The sequence below is a fragment of the Acinetobacter sp. SK-43 genome, from assembly GCF_015351505.1.
GTDB lineage: Bacteria > Pseudomonadota > Gammaproteobacteria > Pseudomonadales > Moraxellaceae > Acinetobacter > Acinetobacter junii.
Map to the genome: position 1 here is coordinate 24,351 of NZ_JADKPY010000008.1, position 23,276 is coordinate 47,626.

21 protein-coding genes and 1 pseudogene are annotated in these 23,276 nt (G+C 39.3%); 13 read left to right on the forward strand and 9 right to left on the reverse strand.

Translation table 11 applies throughout. From position 1 onward, the window contains the following. The first annotated feature begins 3 nt into the window (after nucleotides 1–3). Nucleotides 4–918, forward strand: coding sequence for a LysR family transcriptional regulator (locus tag IRT38_RS03025; protein ID WP_112986344.1), 915 nt, complete (start codon nucleotides 4–6; stop codon nucleotides 916–918). Between the two features lie 60 nt (nucleotides 919–978). On the opposite strand, the pseudogene IRT38_RS03030 reads toward IRT38_RS03025, so the two are convergent. Then, a pseudogene (locus tag IRT38_RS03030) lies at nucleotides 979–2,174 on the reverse strand (low temperature requirement protein A). Between the two features lie 391 nt (nucleotides 2,175–2,565). Between IRT38_RS03030 and IRT38_RS03035 the strand changes: the two are divergent. The 3 genes from IRT38_RS03035 to IRT38_RS03045 all read left to right on the forward strand — a co-directional run bounded on the left by IRT38_RS03035 (nucleotide 2,566) and on the right by IRT38_RS03045 (nucleotide 5,261). Further along, nucleotides 2,566–3,522 carry a TerC family protein gene (locus IRT38_RS03035; RefSeq protein WP_004914511.1) on the forward strand — a complete coding sequence of 319 codons (957 nt, stop codon included), beginning with the start codon at nucleotides 2,566–2,568 and terminating at the stop codon, nucleotides 3,520–3,522. A 189-nt stretch (nucleotides 3,523–3,711) separates the two neighbouring features. Beyond that, nucleotides 3,712–4,086 carry a hypothetical protein gene (locus tag IRT38_RS03040; RefSeq protein WP_194596937.1) on the forward strand — a complete coding sequence of 125 codons (375 nt, stop codon included), beginning with the start codon at nucleotides 3,712–3,714 and terminating at the stop codon, nucleotides 4,084–4,086. 14 nt (nucleotides 4,087–4,100) lie between these two features. Continuing rightward, nucleotides 4,101–5,261 carry a glutathionylspermidine synthase family protein gene (locus IRT38_RS03045; protein WP_075695975.1) on the forward strand — a complete coding sequence of 387 codons (1,161 nt, stop codon included), beginning with the start codon at nucleotides 4,101–4,103 and terminating at the stop codon, nucleotides 5,259–5,261. Nucleotides 5,262–5,322: 61 nt separating this feature from the next. On the opposite strand, the gene IRT38_RS03050 is transcribed toward IRT38_RS03045, so the two are convergent. Further along, nucleotides 5,323–5,796: a hypothetical protein gene (locus tag IRT38_RS03050; protein WP_004914520.1), complete on the reverse strand. Its 474-nt coding sequence runs from the start codon at nucleotides 5,794–5,796 to the stop codon at nucleotides 5,323–5,325. Between the two features lie 185 nt (nucleotides 5,797–5,981). On the opposite strand from IRT38_RS03050, the gene guaD reads away from it, so the two are divergent. The 3 genes from guaD to IRT38_RS03065 all read left to right on the forward strand — a co-directional run bounded on the left by guaD (nucleotide 5,982) and on the right by IRT38_RS03065 (nucleotide 8,530). Continuing rightward, a complete protein-coding gene (guaD, locus tag IRT38_RS03055; RefSeq protein WP_194596928.1) occupies nucleotides 5,982–7,307 on the forward strand; it encodes a guanine deaminase in 1,326 nt (441 codons plus the stop codon). A gap of 216 nt (nucleotides 7,308–7,523) precedes the next feature. After that, the gene (gene hpt, locus IRT38_RS03060) at nucleotides 7,524–8,051 is read left to right on the forward strand and encodes a hypoxanthine phosphoribosyltransferase (protein ID WP_004914531.1); all 528 of its coding nucleotides are present in this window, start codon (nucleotides 7,524–7,526) and stop codon (nucleotides 8,049–8,051) included. A gap of 227 nt (nucleotides 8,052–8,278) precedes the next feature. Continuing rightward, the gene (locus IRT38_RS03065; protein WP_004914533.1) at nucleotides 8,279–8,530 is read left to right on the forward strand and encodes a GlsB/YeaQ/YmgE family stress response membrane protein; all 252 of its coding nucleotides are present in this window, start codon (nucleotides 8,279–8,281) and stop codon (nucleotides 8,528–8,530) included. Nucleotides 8,531–8,579: 49 nt separating this feature from the next. Here IRT38_RS03065 and IRT38_RS03070 read toward each other — a convergent pair whose 3' ends face one another. Further along, nucleotides 8,580–9,278 carry a DsbC family protein gene (locus IRT38_RS03070; protein WP_039047176.1) on the reverse strand — a complete coding sequence of 233 codons (699 nt, stop codon included), beginning with the start codon at nucleotides 9,276–9,278 and terminating at the stop codon, nucleotides 8,580–8,582. A 379-nt stretch (nucleotides 9,279–9,657) separates the two neighbouring features. Between IRT38_RS03070 and IRT38_RS03075 the strand changes: the two genes are divergently transcribed. Continuing rightward, nucleotides 9,658–10,833: a PilT/PilU family type 4a pilus ATPase gene (locus IRT38_RS03075; protein WP_004914541.1), complete on the forward strand. Its 1,176-nt coding sequence runs from the start codon at nucleotides 9,658–9,660 to the stop codon at nucleotides 10,831–10,833. A gap of 55 nt (nucleotides 10,834–10,888) precedes the next feature. Here IRT38_RS03075 and mnmE read toward each other — a convergent pair whose 3' ends face one another. The 5 genes from mnmE to rpmH form a co-directional block, all read right to left on the reverse strand. Next, complete coding sequence (gene mnmE, locus IRT38_RS03080) at nucleotides 10,889–12,244, reverse strand: tRNA uridine-5-carboxymethylaminomethyl(34) synthesis GTPase MnmE (RefSeq protein WP_026057420.1); 1,356 nt, start codon at nucleotides 12,242–12,244, stop codon at nucleotides 10,889–10,891. Between the two features lie 90 nt (nucleotides 12,245–12,334). Continuing rightward, complete coding sequence (yidC, locus tag IRT38_RS03085; RefSeq protein WP_112986339.1) at nucleotides 12,335–14,092, reverse strand: membrane protein insertase YidC; 1,758 nt, start codon at nucleotides 14,090–14,092, stop codon at nucleotides 12,335–12,337. Between the two features lie 5 nt (nucleotides 14,093–14,097). Next, nucleotides 14,098–14,418: a membrane protein insertion efficiency factor YidD gene (yidD, locus tag IRT38_RS03090; RefSeq protein WP_194596929.1), complete on the reverse strand. Its 321-nt coding sequence runs from the start codon at nucleotides 14,416–14,418 to the stop codon at nucleotides 14,098–14,100. A 9-nt stretch (nucleotides 14,419–14,427) separates the two neighbouring features. Beyond that, the gene (gene rnpA, locus IRT38_RS03095; RefSeq protein WP_004950005.1) at nucleotides 14,428–14,823 is read right to left on the reverse strand and encodes a ribonuclease P protein component; all 396 of its coding nucleotides are present in this window, start codon (nucleotides 14,821–14,823) and stop codon (nucleotides 14,428–14,430) included. Between the two features lie 28 nt (nucleotides 14,824–14,851). Further along, nucleotides 14,852–14,986, reverse strand: coding sequence for a 50S ribosomal protein L34 (rpmH, locus tag IRT38_RS03100; RefSeq protein ID WP_000831329.1), 135 nt, complete (start codon nucleotides 14,984–14,986; stop codon nucleotides 14,852–14,854). A 672-nt stretch (nucleotides 14,987–15,658) separates the two neighbouring features. On the opposite strand from rpmH, the gene dnaA reads away from it, so the two are divergent. From dnaA to cybC, 5 genes are all read left to right on the forward strand, one after another. Continuing rightward, a complete protein-coding gene (gene dnaA / locus IRT38_RS03105; protein ID WP_194596930.1) occupies nucleotides 15,659–17,053 on the forward strand; it encodes a chromosomal replication initiator protein DnaA in 1,395 nt (464 codons plus the stop codon). 90 nt (nucleotides 17,054–17,143) lie between these two features. After that, a complete protein-coding gene (gene dnaN / locus IRT38_RS03115; protein WP_004914569.1) occupies nucleotides 17,144–18,292 on the forward strand; it encodes a DNA polymerase III subunit beta in 1,149 nt (382 codons plus the stop codon). A gap of 27 nt (nucleotides 18,293–18,319) precedes the next feature. After that, on the forward strand, nucleotides 18,320–19,402 hold the full coding sequence (recF, locus tag IRT38_RS03120; protein WP_194596931.1) for a DNA replication/repair protein RecF: 1,083 nt from the start codon (nucleotides 18,320–18,322) through the stop codon (nucleotides 19,400–19,402). A 49-nt stretch (nucleotides 19,403–19,451) separates the two neighbouring features. Continuing rightward, on the forward strand, nucleotides 19,452–21,920 hold the full coding sequence (gene gyrB / locus IRT38_RS03125) for a DNA topoisomerase (ATP-hydrolyzing) subunit B (protein ID WP_004950013.1): 2,469 nt from the start codon (nucleotides 19,452–19,454) through the stop codon (nucleotides 21,918–21,920). A gap of 21 nt (nucleotides 21,921–21,941) precedes the next feature. Continuing rightward, a complete protein-coding gene (gene cybC, locus IRT38_RS03130) occupies nucleotides 21,942–22,331 on the forward strand; it encodes a cytochrome b562 (protein ID WP_004914578.1) in 390 nt (129 codons plus the stop codon). 87 nt (nucleotides 22,332–22,418) lie between these two features. On the opposite strand, the gene IRT38_RS03135 is transcribed toward cybC, so the two are convergent. After that, nucleotides 22,419–22,976: a VTT domain-containing protein gene (locus IRT38_RS03135; protein ID WP_042891861.1), complete on the reverse strand. Its 558-nt coding sequence runs from the start codon at nucleotides 22,974–22,976 to the stop codon at nucleotides 22,419–22,421. Nucleotides 22,977–23,276: the final 300 nt, after the last annotated feature.

Below are 23,276 nucleotides of genomic sequence, written 5' to 3' on the forward strand. Positions count from 1 at the left end.
ACTATGAATCAGATTCATAATACAAATCCATTGGAAGTGGGTAACTTCCTTCGTATTGATATCAATCTGTATCCACTTTTTATTGCGATTTTTGAGCAAAAAAGCATTTCTAAGGCCGCTCAACTTCTTTGTATTAGTCAATCTGCGGTCAGTCATGCTTTACAACGTTTGCGTCTGCAACTTAAAGATGAATTATTTGTGCGTAGTGGACAAAAAATGCTTCCCACACCTTTTGCCGAACAAATTTATCAACCGATTCAAACGGCGTTATCAACGATTCAAAATATTGCGATTCCACAACACGACTTTGATCCTAGCATGCTACAAAGCTTGAAAATCGCAATTCATGATGAAATTGAACCGATTATTTTTCCTCAATTAGTGCATCATTTTAGTCAACTCAATCTCGATATTCAGTTTTTGAGTTCCAAACTTGATCGAAAAAATATGCTGGCTGATCTTTCAGCACAACAAATTGATTTTGTGATTGATCTAGTACAACCCTATCAAGAAAATTTACAGTTTGAAAACTTGATTGAAGATCATTTTGTGGCGTGTACACTTCAAACAGAGATGGATTTATCGCTCTATTTATCCTCACCACATATCGGTGTGTCCTCTCGGCGAACAGGATTATTGCTTGAAGATATTTATCTCAATCGACAGCAACTTTCTCGACAAATTTTTATGCGCTGTCAGCACTATTCCACTGCTTTACAAGTCTTGGCTCAGTATCCCAAGGCGATTCTCACCATTCCTCACAGTATTTTAAAACATCTGCATTATGCGCAAGATTTAAAAATACATCAGTTACCCATCGAGCTGCCTAAAATTAAAATGGGGATGTATTGGCACGAACACGTCAGAAAGAATCCTCGCCATCAGTTTCTTCGAAATGAAATTTTGAAAATTTTTTGAGCCTACAAAGTTAGCGTATTAAAACGCCAAACTTGGTGGTAGTTCAAATGGAAAGGAAGCTTAATGCGTTGTGATGCTTTGCTCATCATCACAATTCATCAAAAAGCTTTAGACAACATAAGACGAAGGATGTAGACAATCGCCATCACAAACACAATGTGTCCAATCTGATTAAAGATAAATGGCATACACAATAGAATAAAAACCGTGATTGGATAAATCTAACGTCTCCATCCCTTTAAATAAAACGCTTCATAAAATAGCCATACGCAGGTGCTATAAACAACTAAACTTGCGGCAATAATCAAACCCATCATTTGAGCTGAAATTTCGGCATGTTTCGTTGAAACATCGACCGCAGCGGCTAATGCAGCCCCTAACACAGCAATACTAATAAAAATGAGAAAGTGCCCATAACCCCATAAAAATGGTTGTACACCACGGCGTTGATGGTGGTGATGACTGCGATCAAAATAAACTCACCACATCGCAAACATCATCAATAGCCCATCTACAATCAGAAAAATCTCTTCAAGATTCAATACCTGATTCGAAAATGCATCTTGAGTAGCAGCAAAACATCCAATAATCGACTCATCTAATACGATAATCGTCAACAAGCCATAACGCTCCACAATATGATGTGGGTGCCAAGGTGTGATCGCATGTTTTCGGCATAGAATGGTACTGCTAATTCACATATTACCAAGACTAGAAAGAGCAACTGACTAAGATGAATCGAACTAAAATTAGTAATCAACCAACCTAATTAAACTATTACAATGCCGATGGCATATCGATAGGCGGTTACTTTTCGCAAAGGATCATGTTTAGCGACACGAATCCACTGAGTCACCAAAGCCAAACGCATAATCACATAACCGATAATGATCATGTCAAAATTATGCTGCTGAAATACCGCAGGAATACCTGCCGCCATGACTAAAGAACCAGCCATTTGCACAAAGGTCAAACAACGATACAGCGTATCGTCATTGTCATAGGCTGAAGCAAACCAAGAAAAGTTCATCCATGCCCACCAAAGTGCAAAAAAACACCATAAAGTAGGTCGGTAAAGCATGCCACAAATGACCTTCGATCATAGCGTGATGCAGTTGTTGACCTGCAGTTGCAATCGCAACAACAAAAACCAAATCAAATAACAACTCCAAAGGGGTAGCGGCACGATGTGATTCTTGGGGATCCCGTGGTGCAAATGCCTTTAATGTTGTGTGGTGAAGTTTTTCAGCACTCATATGTTTTTTCTCTACGCTGTATTTTGTTCATCATTGCAAAGAAAATCCTTCAGAATGAAAGGGCAACAACGAGCATGATAAAATATTGTTGAAAATTTATTCATTCAAAAATTGCACAAACACACAAATTATGTAATCCTATATACATATTTGGATGTTACCGTCCATACAGAATTAGTTTGACAAGGGGAGTAGCCTCCTCCAAGCCCAAGTGCATATCATGCCTTCGGTGTCAGAGTTTCGTCATTACACTTTGCAAAAAGTCGGACTCTGAGCATCACAGTACATTGTGATGTAGGCAAGACCTTGATCATGTTGAAACAGATGTTTTTTATTCATCTGGCAACTGGTCAAGGTTTTTTTATGCCCATTTGCCAGATAGGGAGTTGTGATGGACACTATCGGTAATATATGGCTATATGCCATCTTCTTTGGCATCGTCATCGTGATGCTACTGATCGATTTTTTGGGCTTTAAACAAAAGCAAAATCAGGATGTTCCAATTAAGCAAGCGGCTTATTGGAGTATTGCTTGGGTTTCAGTTGCGGTAATGTTTGGTGGTGGTTTGTGGTTCTATTTACAACAAACTGTTGGGGTAGGTATAGCCAACCAAAAAACCATGGAATACTTTGCAGGTTATTTGTTAGAAAAATCTTTAGCGATTGACAACGTTTTTGTTTGGTTAATGATTTTCTCTGCATTTGCGATTCCTTCTGCACTGCAACGTAAAATCCTACTCTACGGCGTATTAGGTGCCATCGTATTAAGAACCATCTTTATTTTTATTGGTGCATGGTTCGTTCAAGAGTTTTCATGGGTTCTTTACATCTTCGGTGCATTCTTGGTCTATACAGGTTTCAAATTCCTAAAAGGACAAGACGAAGAAACCAATATCGAAGATATCAAAACCTTAAAATGGTTACGCAAACATATGCGTATCACGCCACAACTTGAAGGTGAAAAATTCTTTGTTCGCCGTGATGGTTTGTTGTGGGCGACACCATTATTTTTAGTTCTGATTTTGGTTGAAGGTTCCGACGTTATCTTTGCGGTCGACTCAATTCCAGCGATTTTTGCGGTAACAAGTGATCCATTTATCGTATTGACTGCAAACCTAATGGCGATTTTAGGCTTACGCGCAATGTTCTTCTTGTTGGCTGGTGCGGCAACTAAATTGCATTACTTACCATACGGTTTAGGGATTATCTTACTGTTTATTGGTGCAAAAATGCTGATGCTCGACGTGTTTCACATGCCGATTTGGATTTCATTAGGCTTTATCGTGCTCGTCTTAAGCATTACAGCTTACCTTTCTCTGCGTCATAACAAAAAACAGCTACAATCATAAACGAATTACCCAAGACATCTGAGCTTCAGATGTCTTGAGATTTAAAAACCTAAAATTAGACTGTACATTAAAAAAACAGATCAATATGATATGTCGGCTTTACGATTTTATCTTTCTGATTAGAAACATAATAAACAAAGTTGCTTCGCCATGAAGGCGCTTACAACTGAATTAAATGAGTGGCAGATTATGCGTTCTAAAAAAATCAATCTCGTTGTCGTCCCGCTATTATTAACTGCATGTAGCCATAATGATGGTCCATTGGTTCAAGATGTTTACAACAACCAATATGACTGCGCAGCTGACTGGAATACTGACACTTGTGAAGAAGAGAATAACAACGCGAGTAGTGGTTATTACGCAGGTAGTTATGGATCAAACCGTTATCTAGGACCACAATACTACCAAAATAATCGTGAGGTCTCGTTTAGAGGTCATACTTTACGACCTAGAAGCAATCTTAGTATGGGACAACCCACTGTTTCAACTACGCTGAAAAGTTCTTCATTATCTTCTCCAATCCGTGGCGGATTTGGACGTGGTGGCATGTCTTTCGGTGGTTAAATTAGAACAACAATATGAAAAGAAAATTATTTTCCCCACGTACCGATTGGCAGCTTGAACACCAAAAGATTGGGTTCGATTATTTTAATCTACCTTCATTGGACGGTTCTATTTATTGGTCGGAAGGTGTCGCCTACGAGTTCACGCTAAAACAAATCGAACAGTTGGAAGATGCAGCAAACGAACTTCATCAAATGTGTTTAGCTGTAGTAGGGGATTTAATTCAACGTGGTGATTATCCCAATTATTTCCAGATTCCACAGGCTGCTATTCCACATATTGAGCATTCATGGCGACGGAATAGTCCAATGCTCTATGGACGTTTTGATTTCGCCTATGATGGACTGCAGATCAAAATGCTGGAATACAATGCTGATACACCCACGGGTTTATTGGAAGCCTCTGTAGCGCAATGGCTATGGATCGAACAAGTTTCAGGCATTGCAAATCGAGATCAATTCAACAGCATTCACGAAGACCTGATTAAGCGTTGGAAAACTATTTTACCTCGGGGAAGCCATCTCCACTTTGCAGCTTGTCAGGAAGCAGGGCGAGAAGATTGGGGCAATTTAGAATACTTAATGGATACTGCCTTTCAAGCTCATTTACAGGTCTCTGAACTGTCAATGGAAAATATTGGTTGGAATGGTCAGAGTTTTGTAGATCTAAACAATCGACCGATTCAAAATCTATTTAAGTTATATCCGTGGGAATGGATTTGGGAAGAATCATTTGCCCAGTATCTTCAGCCAGAAACGAACTGGATCGAACCGTGTTGGAAAATGTTGCTCTCCAATAAAGCGATTTTAGTTGAGCTATGGAAGCGGTATCCAAATCACCCACTGTTGGTTGAAACCTATGCCTATGACCCTGAACAAAACTTCAGTGGAAAATGGGTAAAAAAACCAATCTTGGCGAGAGAAGGGGCAAATATCCGTGTCTTGCAAGATGGTCAGGATCAGGGCGCTGCTTCAGGTAGTTTTTATTTTGATGATTATGACAAATATGGTTATGTGATTCAGAAGTGGGTCGACACGCCATTATTTTCTGGTCAGTTACCGACACTGGGGTTATGGATGGTCGGACATCAATGTGCAGGCATGTCTATTCGTGAAGACTGTTATGACATTATTGGCAATGATGCACATTTCGCAGCGCATTATTTTATAGAGTAAATCTAGATAACAATCATCAATCGGTCAGGGTTTAATGACATACATCCTGACCGTATCAAGTTTAAATCGTATGTGCTGCCACACGTTTCATATAAGACACTAAACGTGTAAAAAATAAAATTTGCAGAAAAATTGTAAAGGCTGACACACACCATTCATACCATATTGCAAATGCAGTTTGAGCCAATCCAAAATATTGATAGATCAGCAAAAGAACAACTCCAAAAACCACACCAGCAACCGTGGTTTGAATCAAGATCGGAAAGGAGAGGGCGGTGATCCGATTCAAAAAATTGATTCCCTCATCAGCACCATTGGCTTGATAGGTTCGTTGAATACCAATCAGCATAATCAATAAAGTTAAAATAGCTTCTAGGCTAATCACACGTACATCATAATAAGGTGAATACATCCCATAGTAATACACCACACTCACGACCAAAGCCGCAGCTAAATAATAATTTTTATAATGCTGTTTGCTCAAAGTATCTTCGGCAAGTTCATGTGCAAGTGCTTTGGTATTCCAAAAATACATGCTTATTTTTCCAAAAAGTATAATTATTGCTGACAATTTACTCATTTGAGCTTAAAAGTAAAGTGAATTGATTCAGATGATTAGTTCACTTCAATCCATTTTACTGCGTCAAAATATGAGAACAATCCAGTAAAATGATCAAAATCAGGTACAATCAACCGAAAAAAGTAAAATTGTAGGTTGTTATGACTTTGGCTACTCCCATCACGGTTGTTCGTGGTCGCTTCTTAGATATTCAAAACATAGTTTCACACGCGACAGAGATCGCAGAGCAGGTTCGTTATATTGAGGATGGTGTTCTGATCACTGAACAGGGCAAAATTCGCTGGTTTGGCCCTTGGGAAGCTGCTCAAGATCATCTTCCTACAGATGTTGAGATTCAACATTACCCAGAACAACTGATCATCCCTGGAATGATTGATACGCACATTCACTTCCCACAGACTGAAATGGTGGGTGCTTATGGCGAACAATTATTAAGTTGGTTAAATACCTATACATTTCCAACAGAAATCCAGTTTAAAGACAAAGCCTATGCACAAGAAATTGCCAAATTTTTTGTTAATGAACTACTCAAAAATGGTACGACCACAGCTTTAGTTTTTTGTACCGTACATCCAGAGTCTGTTGATGCCTTATTTGAAGCCGCAGAACAGCACCAAATGCGTTTAATCGCAGGCAAAGTAATGATGGATCGTCATGCACCTGAAGCGCTATGTGATAGCGCAGAAAGCGCTTATGTTGATTCTAAAGCATTAATACAGAAGTGGCATGGTCAAGGTCGCGCACTTTATGCGATTACCCCACGTTTTGCACCAACCTCGACACCAGAACAACTTGAACGAGCAGGGCAACTTAAAGCAGAGTTCCCTGATGTGTATGTGCACACACATTTAAGTGAAAATAAAGATGAAATTGCATGGGTGAAAGATTTATTTCCTCATCAAAATGGTTATCTTGATGTTTATCACCACTATGGTTTAACAGGTCAACGCTCCGTTTTCGCACACTGTGTACATTTAGAGGATACTGAGTGGAAATGTATGCATGATACAAACTCAGCAATTGCTTTTTGTCCAACATCAAACTTGTTCTTAGGCAGTGGCTTATTTCCCTTAAAGAAAACATGGGATCAGCAAGTCAAAGTTGGACTCGGTACAGATATTGGTGCAGGAACTTCGTTTAGCCTATTGCAAACAGTCAATGAAGCCTACAAGGTACAACAACTACAAGGCGATAAATTATCCGCATATGAATCGTTGTACCATGCCACTTTAGGTGGCGCAAAAGCGCTAGATTTAGATGATAAGCTGGGTAACTTTACTGTAGGTAAAGAAGCGGATTTTGTAGTACTTGATCTTAAAGCAACGGCATTACAACAATTGCGTCAATCACGTGCTAAATCCATCGAAGACAGTTTGTTTGCACTATTTACCATGGGCGATGACCGCAATATTGAGGCGACTTATATTTATGGACAAAAAGCCTATCAGCAAAACCAAAGCATTTAATTCAAAAAGCTTAGGACTTCTCTTATTGGCGATCGGATGTGCTGTCTTACTTCGACGAGACAGTCATTCCTCTCAAAATGATACATTTTCATCAGCATCAAAAGATGCATGAAAATTCATTTTGTTTTAAAATTCTCGTATTAACTCAAGATTTCGAGGTGTTGCAGGTCAACACCTTTTTTATTTTCCCATTTTTAAAGTTTTAGGAATCTATCGATGACTGTTGCAATGCGCGTAATGATTTCCAGTGAAGAGATCCAAGCCAAAGTGAAACAACTTGGTGACAAAATCAACGCACACTATGCTCAAAGTGATAAAGAACTGGTATTGATTGGCTTATTGCGTGGTTCAGTCATTTTCATGGCAGATTTATGCCGTGCAATTGAAAAGCCACATGAACTCGACTTTATGACGGTTTCAAGTTATGGCGGTGGTACGGTTTCCACGCGTGATGTCAAAATATTAAAAGATCTCGATGGTGAGATTAACGGCAAAGATGTCCTCGTTGTCGAAGATATTATTGACTCTGGGAATACCTTGAGCAAAGTTGTTGAAATGCTCAAAACACGTAATCCAAATTCAATCGAACTATGTACTCTGGTGAGCAAACCATCACGCCGTGAAATTGATTTAGAAGTGAAATTCTTAGGCTTTGAAGTCGAAGATCGTTTTATTGTCGGCTACGGCCTAGATTACGATCAGAAGTACCGTCATCTCCCATTCATTGGAGAAATTGGTCTTTAATTGGCATAGGTTCTTAGCATTTTTTAATAACGATGCTGTCATAACTAAAAGCAGATTAAATATTGATAAGGTACGCTTGCGTACCTTTTTTATACTTGAGCTTTCATCAAACACTGTTCAATTTTGCACAAAAATACGACACAAGTGGGCAATTGACTACAGACATTTCAAGGTGAAATCTAGCAGGATAAGACAAAATACTAATGTTAAAACAAGGAGAAAATACAATGTGGTCTCTTATTGTAGCAATCGTCGTTGGTTTCTTTGCGGGTTTGATTGCTCGCGCTTTGCATCCAGGAAATGATAAAGCAGGCTTTATAGTGACGACTGCGCTTGGTATCGCAGGTTCTTTACTCGCGACTTATGGTGGCCGACTGTTGGGTCTTTATGGCGATAATTCAGCAGCAGGATTTATTGCTTCTGTGATAGGGGCAGTGATTATTCTGTTTATTTATAATTTAATTATGAAAAAGACCTAATCAATCTGATAGCTCCCAAATCATTAACTTGAATTGGGAGCATCTGATGTCATAAACCTAGTTCTTTCCAAATCATTTGAATATCAGCGGCACTTCGCCCACCCACCATTTTTAAACCATTTGAAAAGATTAACGTTGGTGTACCATTCACACCCAATTTACGTCCTAAGCTCAGGTTTCTCTCAATTGGGTTTTCACATGTTTTTGCTTTCGGCTGAACATTTTTTTGCAACAAGTTTTTCCACGCTACACTTTGATTTTGCTCACACCAGACCTGCTTAGATACAGTGAGTGATTGTGCTTTTAATGGATAAATAAATGTATAGATGGTCACATCATTGAGTTTATCAAGTTCTGCTTCTAGCTGTTTGCAGTACGGGCAATTCGGATCTGAAAAAATAGCCAACTGACGTTTACCACTACCTTTTACCGTTTTAATTGCATCCTGAAAAGGAAGTTGTTTCCAATCAATAGAGTTTTGTTTGAGCACTAAATCCTTGGTCAGATTTTTCTGATCTTGTAGGCGAATCATAGATCCTATGAACATATGTTGTGCATTTTCATCCAAGTAAATAATTTGATTATCAAGATTGGCACTATACAAGCCTGACATTTCTGTTTTTTGGATATTTGTGATCTCCATATTTGGATACTGTTTGCTTAAATTGCTTTTCAATGTCTCAACATTCGCCATTGCTAGAGTAGACACTCCTCCCAACACAGCCAGCATTCCAATTTTTTTTAGCATAGTGCAACTCGAATAAAAGGTTTTCCGTATTGTACGCATATCATGTTTAAGGGGTAGCTGAGCTTACCGAGATACAACCAAACTTGAACTAAATACAGCAATGTTTCACGTGGAACATCATAGCGCTAAATTCGATTTGAAATGGATCACACTTTTACAAACACGCGAAGTAAAAAAGCGACAAAAATTATCACAGCACATTGATATAAAAACAAAAAATACATTAAAAGTAGAACGTTTAGTCGCTTTTTGAAATAATCTGATGATTCAAAAAACCGTGTTGTCCTTCATTTAAAAGAAACAAGGAGATGTTTTCTTTTGATGAACCATTTTCCAACAAACAACACTCATTAGTCTCGTTTTTACGTTAGGTTGACCCATGTATACCACTGAATTATTAGAAGAAGCCAAAACCTTTATGTTTCATATGCTCACTAAAGTAGTTGAGTATGGGGGATCTGATTTATTTATTACCGCAGATTTCCCACCTAGCATTAAGTTACAGGGTTTGATGCGCCCTTTAGGACAACAAGCGCTTACTGCAGAAAAAACCAAGTTGTTTGCTTATAGTTTAATGAATGACAAACAACGTCTAGACTTCGAAAATGATTGGGAATGTAACTTTGCCATTAATGTCCCGAATGTTTCAAGGTTTCGGGTCAATGTTTTCAAACAACAATTACAAATAGGCATGGTGATTCGAACCATTACGTCTGAAATTCCAACCTTTCAAAAACTAAAACTCCCAGAATCACTAAAAAATGTGATTATGGAAAAACGAGGTTTGGTACTGGTGGTTGGCGGAACAGGATCAGGAAAATCAACCTCTTTAGCAGCCATGATTGATCATCGAAATGAGAACTCTGCTGGACATATCATTACCGTTGAAGATCCTGTTGAATACGTCCATAAACACAAAAAATCCATGATCACGCACCGTGAGGTTGGAGTTGATTGTCATACATGGCATCACGCGTTGAAAAATACGCTACGCCAAGCACCAGATGTGATTTTAATTGGTGAAATACGTGATACTGAAACGATGGAACATGCGATTGCTTTTGCTGAAACAGGGCATTTATGTTTGGGAACACTGCACGCCAACAATGCCAATCAGGCACTGGATCGTATTATTAACTTTTTCCCAGAGGAACGTCGCAATCAACTGTTGATGGATCTCTCATCCAATATGAAAGCGATTATTTCTCAACGTCTCGTGCGAACTCAAGATGGTCAAGGTCGTCGAGCTGCCATTGAAATCCTCCTCAATACGCCATTAATCGCAGACAATATTTTGAAAGGGCAATTCCATGTGCTCAAAGAGATCATGACCAAATCTCGCGAGTTAGGTATGCAGACCTTTGATCAGGCTTTGTTTGATCTATATAACGAAGGTGCAATTAGTTACGATGAAGCATTGCGTAACGCCGACTCTGTCAATGAGTTACGCTTGCAAATTAAATTAAAAAGTTCACGCCAAGATGGGATGCCGGTTTCAACCACTTCACTGAACATGGTCAAAGAAGAGGAAGTTGAGGAACAAGAAGAAGCTTAATAATTTTGACACAAGAATAAAGCCTAGTTACCTGTAAAGTAACTAGGCTTTTTTATTATTTACCAATACAAAATGAACCGAAAATCTTACCCAACAAATCATCAGCACTAAAATCACCTGTGATCTCGCCCAAGGCATTTTGAGCAAGTCTTAATGATTCAGCAACCAATTCTCCTGCATTAAACACAACGAGTTGCTCACGCGCCTCTGCTAAATAGCGCTGAGTACGCTTCATTGCGTCTAAATGACGAGTTCTCGCAATAAAGGTATCTTCTTCTGGTTGGAAGCCAGCATGCGCTGTAATCGCATCTATCAATGCCTGAACACCCATATCTTGTTTTGCTGAAACACGAATATGACGGAAGCCCTGATAATCGCTTAATTCGGCCGCTTGTCCTGTCAAATCACATTTGTTTCCAATTAAAAGTAAACGTTTCGGCTCTAAATGTTCAGCAAAATATTCTTGAGCCAACAACAATGGATCATCGTTTTGGTTTAAATCATAAACCAGTAACAATAGATCAGCTTGTTCAATTTCTTTGATTGCTCGGCGGATCCCTTCACGTTCAACAATATCTCCTGTTTCACGCAAACCTGCTGTATCCGTCAATGTGATCGGTAACCCATTTAAACTAATTTTTTCATGCAACACATCACGTGTCGTACCAGCAATATCGGTAACGATCGCACGCTCATGTCCTGCGAGCGCATTCAAGAGGCTCGATTTACCAGCATTTGGTTTACCTGCGATCACAACCTGTAATCCTTCGCGTAACAACTGACCTTGACGCGCAGATTGTTGTACTGCCTTAACTGAATTTTGTACATCATCCAGCAATGCTAGAATCTTCCCATCCGCAAGGAAATCAATTTCTTCTTCTGGAAAATCAATTGCAGCTTCGACATGCAAGCGTAAATGAATTAATTTTTCTAATACTGTGTTGATTTTGGTGGAAAACGCACCTTGTAATGAACGAACTGCTGAACGTGCGGCCGCTTGAGAGCTTGCATCAATTAAATCTGCAATCGCTTCAGCTTGTACTAAATCCATTTTGCCATTTTCAAAGGCACGCATTGAAAATTCACCTGCTTTGGCTGCTACAGCACCTAAGTCAAGTAATCGGGCAAGTAATGCATTTTGAATGACAGGACCACCATGTCCCTGTATTTCCACCACATCTTCACCTGTAAAGGAATGTGGATTTGGAAAACATAAGAGAATTCCTTCGTCCATGACCGTACCATCAGCATCATAGAACTGACGAAATCCAGCCATACGAGCTGCTGGTAAACCTTTCGCTGTAAGTTGTTCAGCGATCGCATACGCTTTTGGTCCTGACAAACGAATCACGCCAACACCGCCACGACCTAAGGGAGTAGCTATCGCCGCAATAGTGGTTTGATGTTGCATAGTGTTCATCTAAAAAATCCAAAAAACAGCCAAAGAAAAATCCGCTTAAGATTACCATCTTAAGCGGATTTATTCAGTAAAAGTTCGAGATTAAGACGCTGACTCTGACTTGTTCAGACGATCTTTCTCAACGCTTTTATTGATGAACGATTGCTGCAAAATAGTAATACTGTTGTTCACAATCCAGTAAAGCACGAGACCTGCTGGGAAGAACAACATAAATACCGTGAACATGATCGGCATGATACGGAATACTTTTGCTTGCATTGGATCAGTTGGTTGTGGGTTAAGCATCTGCTGAACATACATGGTGACACCCATGATCAACGGCAGAATAAACCATGGATCCATCGCAGATAAATCCTGAATCCAACCTAACCAAGGTGCGTGACGTAGCTCTACAGATTCCATCAATACCCAGTACAAAGCCAAGAAAATTGGCATTTGTAATAGTAATGGTAAACAACCTGATAACGGATTAACTTGCTCACGCTTATACAATGCCATCATTTCTTGAGAGAAACGCATACGGTCATCGCCAAACTCTTCTTTCATGCGTTGCATTTCAGGTGCAATCACACGCATTTTCGCCATAGAGCGATAACTTTTCGAAGAAAGTGGCCATAAAATCGCTTTCACAAGGATCGTCAATAGAATAATTGACCACCCCCAGTTACCTACGAGGTTATGGAAAAACTGTAAGCCTAAGAACAATAATTTAGCAATTGGCCATAACCAACCGTAATCTACAGTTTGGTTCAAACCAGGTGCTAAATCTTTGAGTTCTGATTGAATTTTTGGACCTGAATAAAGTTTAGCATCCACTTCCATTGAAGTACCAGCGGGTACATTGATCACTGGTGAAGTGAAGCCAATAATATTCATATTATCGGTAGATTGACGAGATTCTAACTTGGCAACATAAGGCTGACCATCTGCTTGTGTCAGTTTTAAATTACCTGGTACCCAAGCACTCACAAAGTAGTGCTGAACCATTGCAACCCATGCTGTTTTTGCTTCTAAACTCAGTTTTTCATCTGAGAAATTAGCAAATTTCAACTTATTATATGGCTCCTCAGGTGTACCCCATGCTCCACCTAGATAGGTACCTAGTGTGAAAATACCTTGAGAAGACTTCCCTGGATCATCAGAATTATCACGTTTCAGCTGACCAAACATTTGACCTTGCCAGTTTTGCTGGCTACGGTTGATGACTTGGTGCTTGACTGTAATCGGATAATCACCTTGCGTGAAGGTAAATGATTTGATGATCTCTACGCCTTCAGGTGTTTTGAAAACCAAAGGTACTGTTAAGACCTGTTGTTTTTTTCCATCCTGCGTCGTTATGCTTTTTGCATCAGCCAAAGTATATGTTGTTTTTTCAACATCATAAGTCGGACGACCACTACGGCTACTGTCAGGACCATTCAAACCAATTAAACCGGATTGAGCGACATAAGTACGTTTCGCATCACTTTCAAGCATAACAAACGGCTTTTCGCTGTCTTTGCTTTCATCATGGCTTAGTAGTTCAACACGGACAATATCTCCACCTTTTGGGTTAATCCAAAGATGATAAAGATCCGTTTTAACAGAAATCAGTTGCTGATTCACAGATGACTTTTCTGTGGTTTGTGATGCAGTCACATTTGCTTGTGGCAAGTCTGAAGCCGCTGTTGCATTTTGAGCATTTGGCAAATCTGCAGATACTTCATGCGTGGTGACTGCTGCTGCTTGTTGCTGCGGAGCAGGTTGTGCATGACCATAATCTTTTTGCCAAGCCAAAATTAGCAAATATGCGGTAACAAACATGGCTCCAAGAATTGCAAATCTGGCCCATTGTTGCATATCTATTATCCCAAATGGTTAGAGAGATTTTGCTTGAGTAAACGATCACGAAAGGGTACAGCAACGTGATGCATTTGAGAATCTATTTGATGAAACGAAATAAAACGAAGTGCTTTGGGTGGTACTGGGTCATAGCCTGATCCACCCCATGGATGGCAACGACAAATCCGCTTGGTAGAAAGCCATACACCTTTTGCCGCACCATGCGTTTGTATAGCTTCAAGCGCATATTGTGAACAAGTTGGAATATAACGGCACCGAGGCCCCAATAATGGACTGATTGCGATTTGATAACATCTTATCAACCAATGCAGTAGACGTACCATTGGAGATCTCTAATTTTGGAGGGAGGTCACAACGACTTTAGAATGCTTTTTTGCTAAACGTTGTAATTTTTGCCAAGCAAAATCTAATTGCTGATGTAATTCTTTATTCGCAATTGCTTCTATACCCACTTTAGGCATTACCACAATATCAATGTCTGCATCAAACTGTGCTTGATGTAAACGAAAGCTCTCCCGAGCAAGACGTTTTATTCGATTTCGCTCATGTGCACGACGCACCTTTTTTTTAGCAACGACAATACCCAAACGGCTATTCGGCTGTTCGGTTAATTTTGCTAAAAAAAGGAAATGGGGCTGATGCACTTTAAAAAGCGCACCATCAAATACACTTTTATAATCTGCAGCACAACGAATACGAGATTCAGTGCCAAAACTGTAAAGTGCCATCACCCAAGTCTGGTCGGCTTAACAGTAATTAAACAGTTAAGCTGTGACGACCTTTCGCACGACGACGAGCTAAAACCTGACGACCAGCTTTAGTTGCCATACGAGCACGGAAACCATGAACGCGTTTACGCTTTAATTCAGATGGTTGGAAAGTACGTTTCATATCGAAACTCCCAAAAATGATCTTTCTATAAAGGTCCGCGATTTTATTGCGCAATCTTTATTCTGTCAATCAAAATGCAAAAACTTTACATATTGTTTGCTTTGTTTTGCAGCAAGTTGATTGTTCTCAACTAAATATATGAAATTAAGAAAAATAATTATTCACAAGCTATCTATTTAAATTTTATATGAAATACCTTATATTCACACCATACCAACAAGGTTATCAACAATTCATTTTTGATTTTAAATTTAGTTCTGGTATTTTGAATTTAAATTTAAAACATTTTAGTTATCCACATTTGGAATCTCACTTATAAGTAAATTCAAATTTTAAAATTTAAATTTATTACTATTAGGGTTGATGTTTTTTGTGGAAATCATACTATTTTCATTTTTAATCATTAGATTACGGTGTGGATAAGTGTGTTTTTAATGGTTTTATGCTTTGTGGATAACTTTGGTGTTAAAAATATCCACAGCTTGTGCTAAAAGTTATTCACAAGTGCTTTTAAATTTAAATTTATAAACAAATGCTTTCTTTTTCAGCAAAAGTCCCATAAATTTGCCTGACAGATGTGGATAACTTGGTTAGAATGGCGACCCCTTCGAAAGGTGGGGTGTAGGCTTTTTTACTTTTAAATTTAAAAAAATGGATATATAGGGGATGCACATGCTCTGGACAGACTGCTTAACTCGCTTGCGACAAGAGCTATCTGATAACGTCTTTGCGATGTGGATTCGCCCGTTAGTTGCAGAAGAAGTGGATGGTGTGATGCGTTTATATGCACCCAACCCTTATTGGACTCGTTATATTCAAGATAATCATCTCGAGTTGATTTCTATATTGGCTGAACAACTGTCTGAAGGGCGAGTGCGTCAAGTAGAGATATTGGTCGATTCAAGACCTGGAACGATTTTATCTTCGAGTGAACAGCCTGCAACAACGACAGCTGCTTTGAGCACAGCAGTGCCTTCCCCAATAAAAGTAAAAAAAGAAGCTGAATTGGTTCAAGCGAATCCCCCAGTTTCTAAAATTCCTAAGAAAAGACAATTAAACCCTTTATTCACTTTTTCTTTATTTGTTGAAGGTCGTTCAAACCAGATGGCAGCTGAAACTTGTCGAAAAGTTTTAACGCAGCTTGGTGCATCGCAACATAATCCATTGTTTCTCTATGGCCCTACAGGTTTGGGTAAAACACATTTGATGCAAGCTGTCGGAAATGCGCTGTTACAAGCAAAACCGAATGCGCGTGTGATGTACATGACTTCTGAAAGTTTTGTACAAGACTTTGTAAGCTCTTTGCAAAAAGGCAAAGTTGAAGAATTTAAGAAAAACTGTCGTTCTCTAGATTTATTATTGGTCGATGATATTCATTTACTTGCAGGTAAAGAAGCAAGTCTTGTTGAGTTCTTCTATACGTTTAATGCTCTGTTAGATGAATCCAAGCAAATTATTTTAACTTCAGATCGTTATCCAAAAGAATTAACTGAATTGGATCCTCGTTTGGTTTCTCGTTTTTCATGGGGTTTATCGGTGGGTGTAGAACCACCAGATATTGAAACTCGTATCGAGATTTTGCTTAAAAAAGCTGAAAATAGTGGTGTTGATTTACCTCGCAATTGTGCTTTATTTATCGCTCAACAAGTAGTGGCAAACGTTCGTGAACTTGAAGGCGCGTTGAATAAGGTTGTCGCTATTTCTCGCTTTAAAGGTACCTCTATTGATCTTGATGTGGTACGTGAATCATTGAAAGATGTGTTAGCGATTCGAGCGAGAACGATTAGTGTTGAGAATATTCAACGCGTCGTGAGTGAGTATTTCCGTATTCCCTTAAAAGAATTGGTTGGACCGAAGCGTACCCGTATTTATGCTCGCCCTCGTCAGTTAGCAATGGGGCTAGCACGTGAATTGACAGGGGATAGTTTCCCTGAGATTGGAATGGCCTTTGGTGGTCGAGATCACAGTACGGTGATGCATGCTTGTGAAAAGGTTGTAAGTCTTCGCGAAGAAGATCCGATTTTTAATGAAGATTATAAAAATCTACTTCGTCTGTTACAAAGTTAAACTCATTTTCAGAGTTGCAAACTCGTTTTAAGTGCAGCATAGTACACTGCTAACATTTTTATCGGCTTCCGTTGTAAGAGGAATAAAATCGTGCGTTTGAAAATCGCTAAAGAAAGTTTACTCAATGTTTTGTCACACGTTGTGGGTGCGGTGGAGCGCCGTCATACGTTGAATATTCTTTCAAACGTTAAAATTCAAACCACACAGCAGGCCTTGACGATCACAGGTTCTGATTTGGAAGTTGAGTTGGTGGCAAGTACGACCTTAGCTGATGGTGCTTGTATTGAAGCAGGTGAAACGACGGTTCCTGCGCGTAAATTAGTCGAAATTTGTAAGTCACTCCCTAGTGCGGCTTTGATCGATTTACAAATCACAGAAGATCAACGTTGTATCTTGAAATCAGGTAACAGTCGTTTTGTATTGGGTACTCTTCCAGCTGAAGACTATCCACTACTTTCTACTGAGAATAGTTTAGGCACGCAAGTTCAAGTCACTCAGCGTGAACTCAAACGTTTATTTGAAAAGACTGCATTTGCTATGGCAGTTCAGGATGTTCGCTTTTATTTAACAGGAACATTACTAGAAATTGATCAAAATCAGTTGCGTACAGTGACGACTGATGGTCATCGTTTAGCATTGTGTGAAGTATTGGCTTCATCAACAGCGACATCTTCAATTCAGGCGATCGTTCCTCGCAAGGCAGTAGGGGAGTTACAACGCTTGCTCAGTATTGAAGATGAACAACTCACTTTATTAATCGGTCGTGAGTTGTTGAATGTAACTATCAATACACCAAGTCGAGATAAGGAACAGGGTGATATTACAGTTCGTTTTACGACTAAGTTGATTGATGGTAAATTCCCTGACTATCGCCGTGTGATTCCACGTGGTGGTGACAAACATGTGTTGATTGCACATGATGTGTTTAAGCAATCGCTACAACGCGTTGCAATTTTAAGTAATGAGAAATTACGTGGTGTTTTCTTGAATTTTAGCCAAGATACATTGCAATTACGCGCCAATAACCCTGAGCAGGACGAGGCGAGTGAAGATTTGGTCATCCAATATCAAGATGCACCTCTTGAAATGTCTTTTAATGCTCAATATATCCTTGATGTGTTGAGTGTTCTTGATGGTGATGATGTGCGAATGAGTATGACAGAGGCGAATCAGTCGGTATTGGTACAAGATCCTGCGCATCCTGATCAAACTTATGTTGTTATGCCTATGCGAGTTTAATTTGCATTGTTGTATTAGGTTTAAATCATGCAAATCACGCGTTTAAATATAGAACGTGTACGAAATTTGAAGACGGTTGCACTCACTGAGTTGCAGCCGTTTAATATTTTCTATGGTGCGAATGGTTCTGGAAAAACATCAATTCTAGAGTCTATTCATTTGTTAGCAACTGGACGCTCTTTTCGCACGCATATTCCAAAACATTATATTCAGCATCAGTGTAATGATGCGATCGTATTTGCTCAGTCCGCAACTGAGCGTATCGGCATGAAAAAACTCATTTCTGGTGAGCAATTAATTAAGGTCAATGGCGATACGATTGCAACGCAAGGGCAGCTAGCAAAGTTGCTCCCTTTGCAGCATATTGATCCGCAAAGTACCGATATTATCGATCATGGTGCTAAACCTCGTCGTCAGCTCTTGGATTGGTTGATGTTCCACGTGGAACCTGAGTTTTATTTTGCTTGGCAGTATTATTCACGTGCTCTGAAACAACGAAACAGTTTATTAAAAACACGTCGAAATCTCAGTTTGTCTGAACTTGAGCCGTGGAACAAAATGCTTAGTGAATATGGTGAAATTTTACATTCACAACGGATCAGTATCGTTGAGCAATGGAATCAATATTTTCGTGAGGATTTACAGCAGCTTTTGCCAGATATTGATATTGAACTCGAATACTATTCAGGATTTCATACTGAGCAAGGGTTGTTTCAAGACCTTATTCAACAGCATCAAAAAGACCTTGAGCGTCGATATACTGAATACGGTCCGCATCGGGCTGATTTACGTCTAAAAACCCCACAAGGTAACGCTGATGATGTGTTGTCTCGAGGGCAAAAAAAGTTGTTAATCATGGCATTAAAACTGTCACAAATTGCAATGCTACATGCGAGTAACAAGGAAACTGTGGTATTATTAGATGATCTGACAGCAGAGTTAGATGTAGCTGCACAACAACGTTTAATTGAGCGACTGAGTCAGTTAGGAAGTCAGGTTTTTCTGACCACCTTAGACCATGCGTCGGTATTAAAACACTTACATGATTTGTCGATTTCCTTTCAATTGTTCCATGTTGTACACGGTCAAGTCAGTCTTGCTGCACCATAATTTTATTTCCTCATTTTTGGATAGATTCGATATTAACTAGGGAGTAACCATGAGTTCAGAGTCTCAATCAGTCTCTCAAACAGAACAAACAAATGAAAAGGCTTATGATTCCTCTAGCATTAAAGTATTACGTGGATTAGACGCGGTTCGTAAACGTCCTGGTATGTACATTGGGGATACCGATGATGGTACAGGTTTGCACCATATGGTGTTTGAGGTGGTGGATAACGCGATTGATGAAGCACTAGCAGGTCACTGTGATGAAATTCTAGTGACGATTCATGAAGATGAATCTGTTAGCGTATCTGATAATGGTCGTGGTATTCCGACAGATATTCACCCTGAAGAAGGTGTATCTGCGGCAGAAGTGATTCTGACTATCCTGCATGCAGGTGGTAAATTTGATGACAACAGTTATAAAGTTTCTGGTGGTCTACACGGTGTTGGTGTTTCAGTTGTAAATGCCCTGTCTAAAAAATTACATTTGACCATTCAACGTGCAGGTCAAATTCATGAGCAAGAATATTGCCATGGCGATCCTCAATATCCATTGAAGGTTGTGGGTGAGACAGATAAAACAGGAACAACTGTTCGTTTCTGGCCAAGTGAGCTTACTTTTAGTCAAACCATTTTTAGTGTGGATATCCTCGCACGTCGTTTAAGAGAGCTTTCTTTCTTGAATGCGGGTGTGCGTATCGTATTGCGTGATGAACGCGTTAATCTCGAAAATGTTTATGATTACGAAGGTGGTTTATCAGAATTCGTTAAATATATTAACGAAGGCAAAACACATCTCAATGAAATTTTTCACTTCACGACTGATGCTGACAATGGCATTGGGGTGGAAGTGGCATTGCAGTGGAATGATAGCTATCAAGAGAATGTTCGTTGCTTTACCAACAATATTCCACAGAAAGATGGTGGTACTCACTTAGCAGGTTTCCGTGCGGCTTTGACCCGTGGTTTAAACAGCTACATGGAAAATGAAAACTTACTCAAAAAAGAGAAAGTGGCCGTTTCAGGTGATGATGCTCGTGAAGGTTTGACTGCAATTATTTCAGTAAAGGTTCCTGATCCAAAATTCTCTTCTCAAACCAAAGAGAAGTTGGTTTCGAGTGAGGTTAAACCTGCTGTTGAACAAGCAATGAATAAAGAGTTTTCAGCTTATTTGCTTGAAAACCCTCAAGCAGCAAAATCAATCGCGGGCAAAATTATTGATGCAGCTCGTGCACGTGATGCAGCTCGTCGAGCGCGTGAAATGACACGTCGTAAGAGTGCTTTAGATATTGCAGGTTTACCAGGAAAATTAGCCGACTGTCAGGAAAAAGATCCAGCATTGTCTGAACTGTATCTAGTCGAGGGTGACTCTGCGGGCGGTAGTGCCAAGCAAGGTCGTAACCGTAAGATGCAGGCTATTTTGCCGTTGAAAGGTAAAATCCTAAACGTTGAACGAGCACGTTTTGACAAGATGATTTCAAGTCAGGAAGTTGGAACGCTGATTACAGCTTTAGGCTGTGGTATTGGTCGTGAAGAATACAACCCTGATAAATTACGTTATCACAAAATCATTATCATGACCGATGCGGACGTTGATGGTTCACACATTCGTACCTTGTTGTTGACTTTCTTCTTCCGTCAAATGCCAGAATTGGTAGAACGTGGTCATATTTATATTGCTCAGCCACCTTTGTATAAATTAAAGAAAGGTAAGCAGGAGCAATACATCAAAGATAATGATGCATTAGAAACCTACCTTATTTCGAATGCGATTGATGAACTTGCTTTGCATATAAGTGCAGATTCACCTGCGATTACGGGTGAAGCTTTGGCTAAAGTTATCGCAGATTATCAAGTGTCGCAAAAAAGCTTGCAGCGTTTAACACTACGCTATCCTGCGAGTTTGTTAGATGGTCTGCTTGAACTAGAAGCTTTTAAAGCGGATCACAATCATGAGCGTGATTATGTTGAGTCTTGGGCAGAACAATTACGTGCTGCAATTGAGAAACTCCAACCAAGTTTACGTCCAGAGATTTCTTTAGAATCATTTGAACGTGAGAATTCTCACGGCGAGAAATCAGCTCATTATTGGCCACGTGTCACCGTGTATGTACATAACTTGCCACATTCATATTTGCTTGACGCAGGATTGTTAAACTCTGCTGAATATGCACGCTTACTGAAGAATGCGAAGAGCTGGTTTACGTTGCTCGAAACGGGCGCTTATTTGCAGAAGGGTGATCGTCGTATTCAGGTGAATAGTTTCCATCAAGTATGGCAGCATATTTTGCAAGATTCTCGTCGCGGCATGATGATCCAACGCTATAAAGGTTTGGGTGAGATGAATGCTGAGCAGCTTTGGGAAACCACGATGGATCCTGAAAACCGTCATATGCTCCAAGTGACGATTGATGATGCCATTGAAGCTGATCGTATGTTCTCTTGTTTAATGGGTGATGATGTTGAACCACGTCGTGCATTTATTGAAGAGAATGCCTTGAATGCAGATATTGATGCTTAAGCGCTAAAAAGGATATTTTTAATGAAAAAAGGATTTTGCTTAGCTACTTTATTTGCAAGTGTGTTGATGTTCAATCAAGGTGTATCTGCTCATCAACTTGAAACAGATATGCGAGTATTGGCTAAAAGTATGACGGCTTTTGCTCAAACTCAGGATTTAGCAGAAGCGAAGAAACAATTGATGCTTATGCGCAAAGCAGCTGTTGCATCAAAGGCTTCTTCACCGCATAAGCTTGAAGGTGTGTCTAAAGATGATGAACAGCTTAAAGCATATCAACATGGCTTAGATCTATTGTTAGCTCAAATTGATTCAGTCAATGCTTTGGTTGAAAAGGGGCAACTCGAACAAGCCAAAGTACAGGCACTAGAGTTGGTTAAATTGCGCAATGAGTATCACCAACAATTTAAATGATACTTAGATTAACTTTAAGATCATTATAAAAAAGAGCTTAAAACTAAACTGGTTTTAAGCTCTTTTTTGTTCCACGTGGAACCTTTGCTATTGGTCAACTAAATCATTCACCTGAATTAAGGCATGACCAAATAAATATCCAGCGGTGACTAAAACACTGATCCATAACAATGCGCCTAAAACGTTATAGACTACGAAACGCATATAATTCATGTTGCCAGAGCCCGCTGCTAAAGGGGCAAAAGAGCGCGCAAAAGGAATAAAACGTGCGAGAAGAATCGTTTTACCACCATGAGTTAGGAAGAATGTATTAGTCTTTCTTAAATATTCTTGTTTGATAAAGCGTGAATCCATTTTATAAATACGATCACCAAAATGACGACCAATATGATAATTCACCATATAGCCCAATGTTGCGGCTACAAACAATAAACTAATCATATAGCCAAGATGCATCATTTCAATGACTGAGCAGAGTGCACCAACAGTGAGTAATAAACTATCACCAGGGAGGAAGAACATAAAAACAAAAGCGGTTTCTGCAAATATAATTAAAAAAAGAATAGCGTAGATCCAAACGCCATATTCTTGGATCAAGATTGGAAGAAAATGTTCAAAATTAAAAATAAAATCTAAAGAATTCATTCAGTTTGTATGAGTCCAAATCAGGTACTTACCAAATTGAAGTACAAAAAATATTAAGAAAGTAGACGTTTTAAACGTCAATCGAAAGTCACAACTTTAGAATGATGGGAGCTGAGTATATCGAGCCTAAACACAAAGCTCAATTTTTGAGGAAATTTCCATTTTTTAATTTAACTGATTAGATAGAAAAAGACATGATATTTAAATATGGATTATCAATGTAATTGAGTTTGAGTTTCTATTTTTCTTGTATTGATTAAATTGAAAAAACCTAACCACACATTTGGTGTGGTTAGGGGA

Bases quoted from the DNA above. Each gene is read 5' to 3' on its own strand.
- hpt (WP_004914531.1), top strand. From the start codon at position 7,524: ATGACTGTTGCAATGCGCGTAATGATTTCCAGTGAAGAGATCCAAGCC.
- IRT38_RS03070 (WP_039047176.1), bottom strand. From the start codon at position 9,278: ATGCTAAAAAAAATTGGAATGCTGGCTGTGTTGGGAGGAGTGTCTACT.
- IRT38_RS03040 (WP_194596937.1), top strand. From the start codon at position 3,712: ATGCGTTCTAAAAAAATCAATCTCGTTGTCGTCCCGCTATTATTAACT.
- rnpA (WP_004950005.1), bottom strand. From the start codon at position 14,823: ATGGCACTTTACAGTTTTGGCACTGAATCTCGTATTCGTTGTGCTGCA.
- IRT38_RS03050 (WP_004914520.1), bottom strand. From the start codon at position 5,796: ATGTATTTTTGGAATACCAAAGCACTTGCACATGAACTTGCCGAAGAT.
- guaD (WP_194596928.1), top strand. From the start codon at position 5,982: ATGACTTTGGCTACTCCCATCACGGTTGTTCGTGGTCGCTTCTTAGAT.
- IRT38_RS03025 (WP_112986344.1), top strand. From the start codon at position 4: ATGAATCAGATTCATAATACAAATCCATTGGAAGTGGGTAACTTCCTT.
- IRT38_RS03035 (WP_004914511.1), top strand. From the start codon at position 2,566: ATGGACACTATCGGTAATATATGGCTATATGCCATCTTCTTTGGCATC.
- IRT38_RS03135 (WP_042891861.1), bottom strand. From the start codon at position 22,976: ATGAATTCTTTAGATTTTATTTTTAATTTTGAACATTTTCTTCCAATC.
- rpmH (WP_000831329.1), bottom strand. From the start codon at position 14,986: ATGAAACGTACTTTCCAACCATCTGAATTAAAGCGTAAACGCGTTCAT.
- IRT38_RS03045 (WP_075695975.1), top strand. From the start codon at position 4,101: ATGAAAAGAAAATTATTTTCCCCACGTACCGATTGGCAGCTTGAACAC.
- recF (WP_194596931.1), top strand. From the start codon at position 18,320: ATGCAAATCACGCGTTTAAATATAGAACGTGTACGAAATTTGAAGACG.
- gyrB (WP_004950013.1), top strand. From the start codon at position 19,452: ATGAGTTCAGAGTCTCAATCAGTCTCTCAAACAGAACAAACAAATGAA.
- yidD (WP_194596929.1), bottom strand. From the start codon at position 14,418: ATGGTACGTCTACTGCATTGGTTGATAAGATGTTATCAAATCGCAATC.
- IRT38_RS03065 (WP_004914533.1), top strand. From the start codon at position 8,279: ATGTGGTCTCTTATTGTAGCAATCGTCGTTGGTTTCTTTGCGGGTTTG.
- dnaA (WP_194596930.1), top strand. From the start codon at position 15,659: ATGCTCTGGACAGACTGCTTAACTCGCTTGCGACAAGAGCTATCTGAT.
- mnmE (WP_026057420.1), bottom strand. From the start codon at position 12,244: ATGCAACATCAAACCACTATTGCGGCGATAGCTACTCCCTTAGGTCGT.
- yidC (WP_112986339.1), bottom strand. From the start codon at position 14,092: ATGCAACAATGGGCCAGATTTGCAATTCTTGGAGCCATGTTTGTTACC.
- cybC (WP_004914578.1), top strand. From the start codon at position 21,942: ATGAAAAAAGGATTTTGCTTAGCTACTTTATTTGCAAGTGTGTTGATG.
- IRT38_RS03075 (WP_004914541.1), top strand. From the start codon at position 9,658: ATGTATACCACTGAATTATTAGAAGAAGCCAAAACCTTTATGTTTCAT.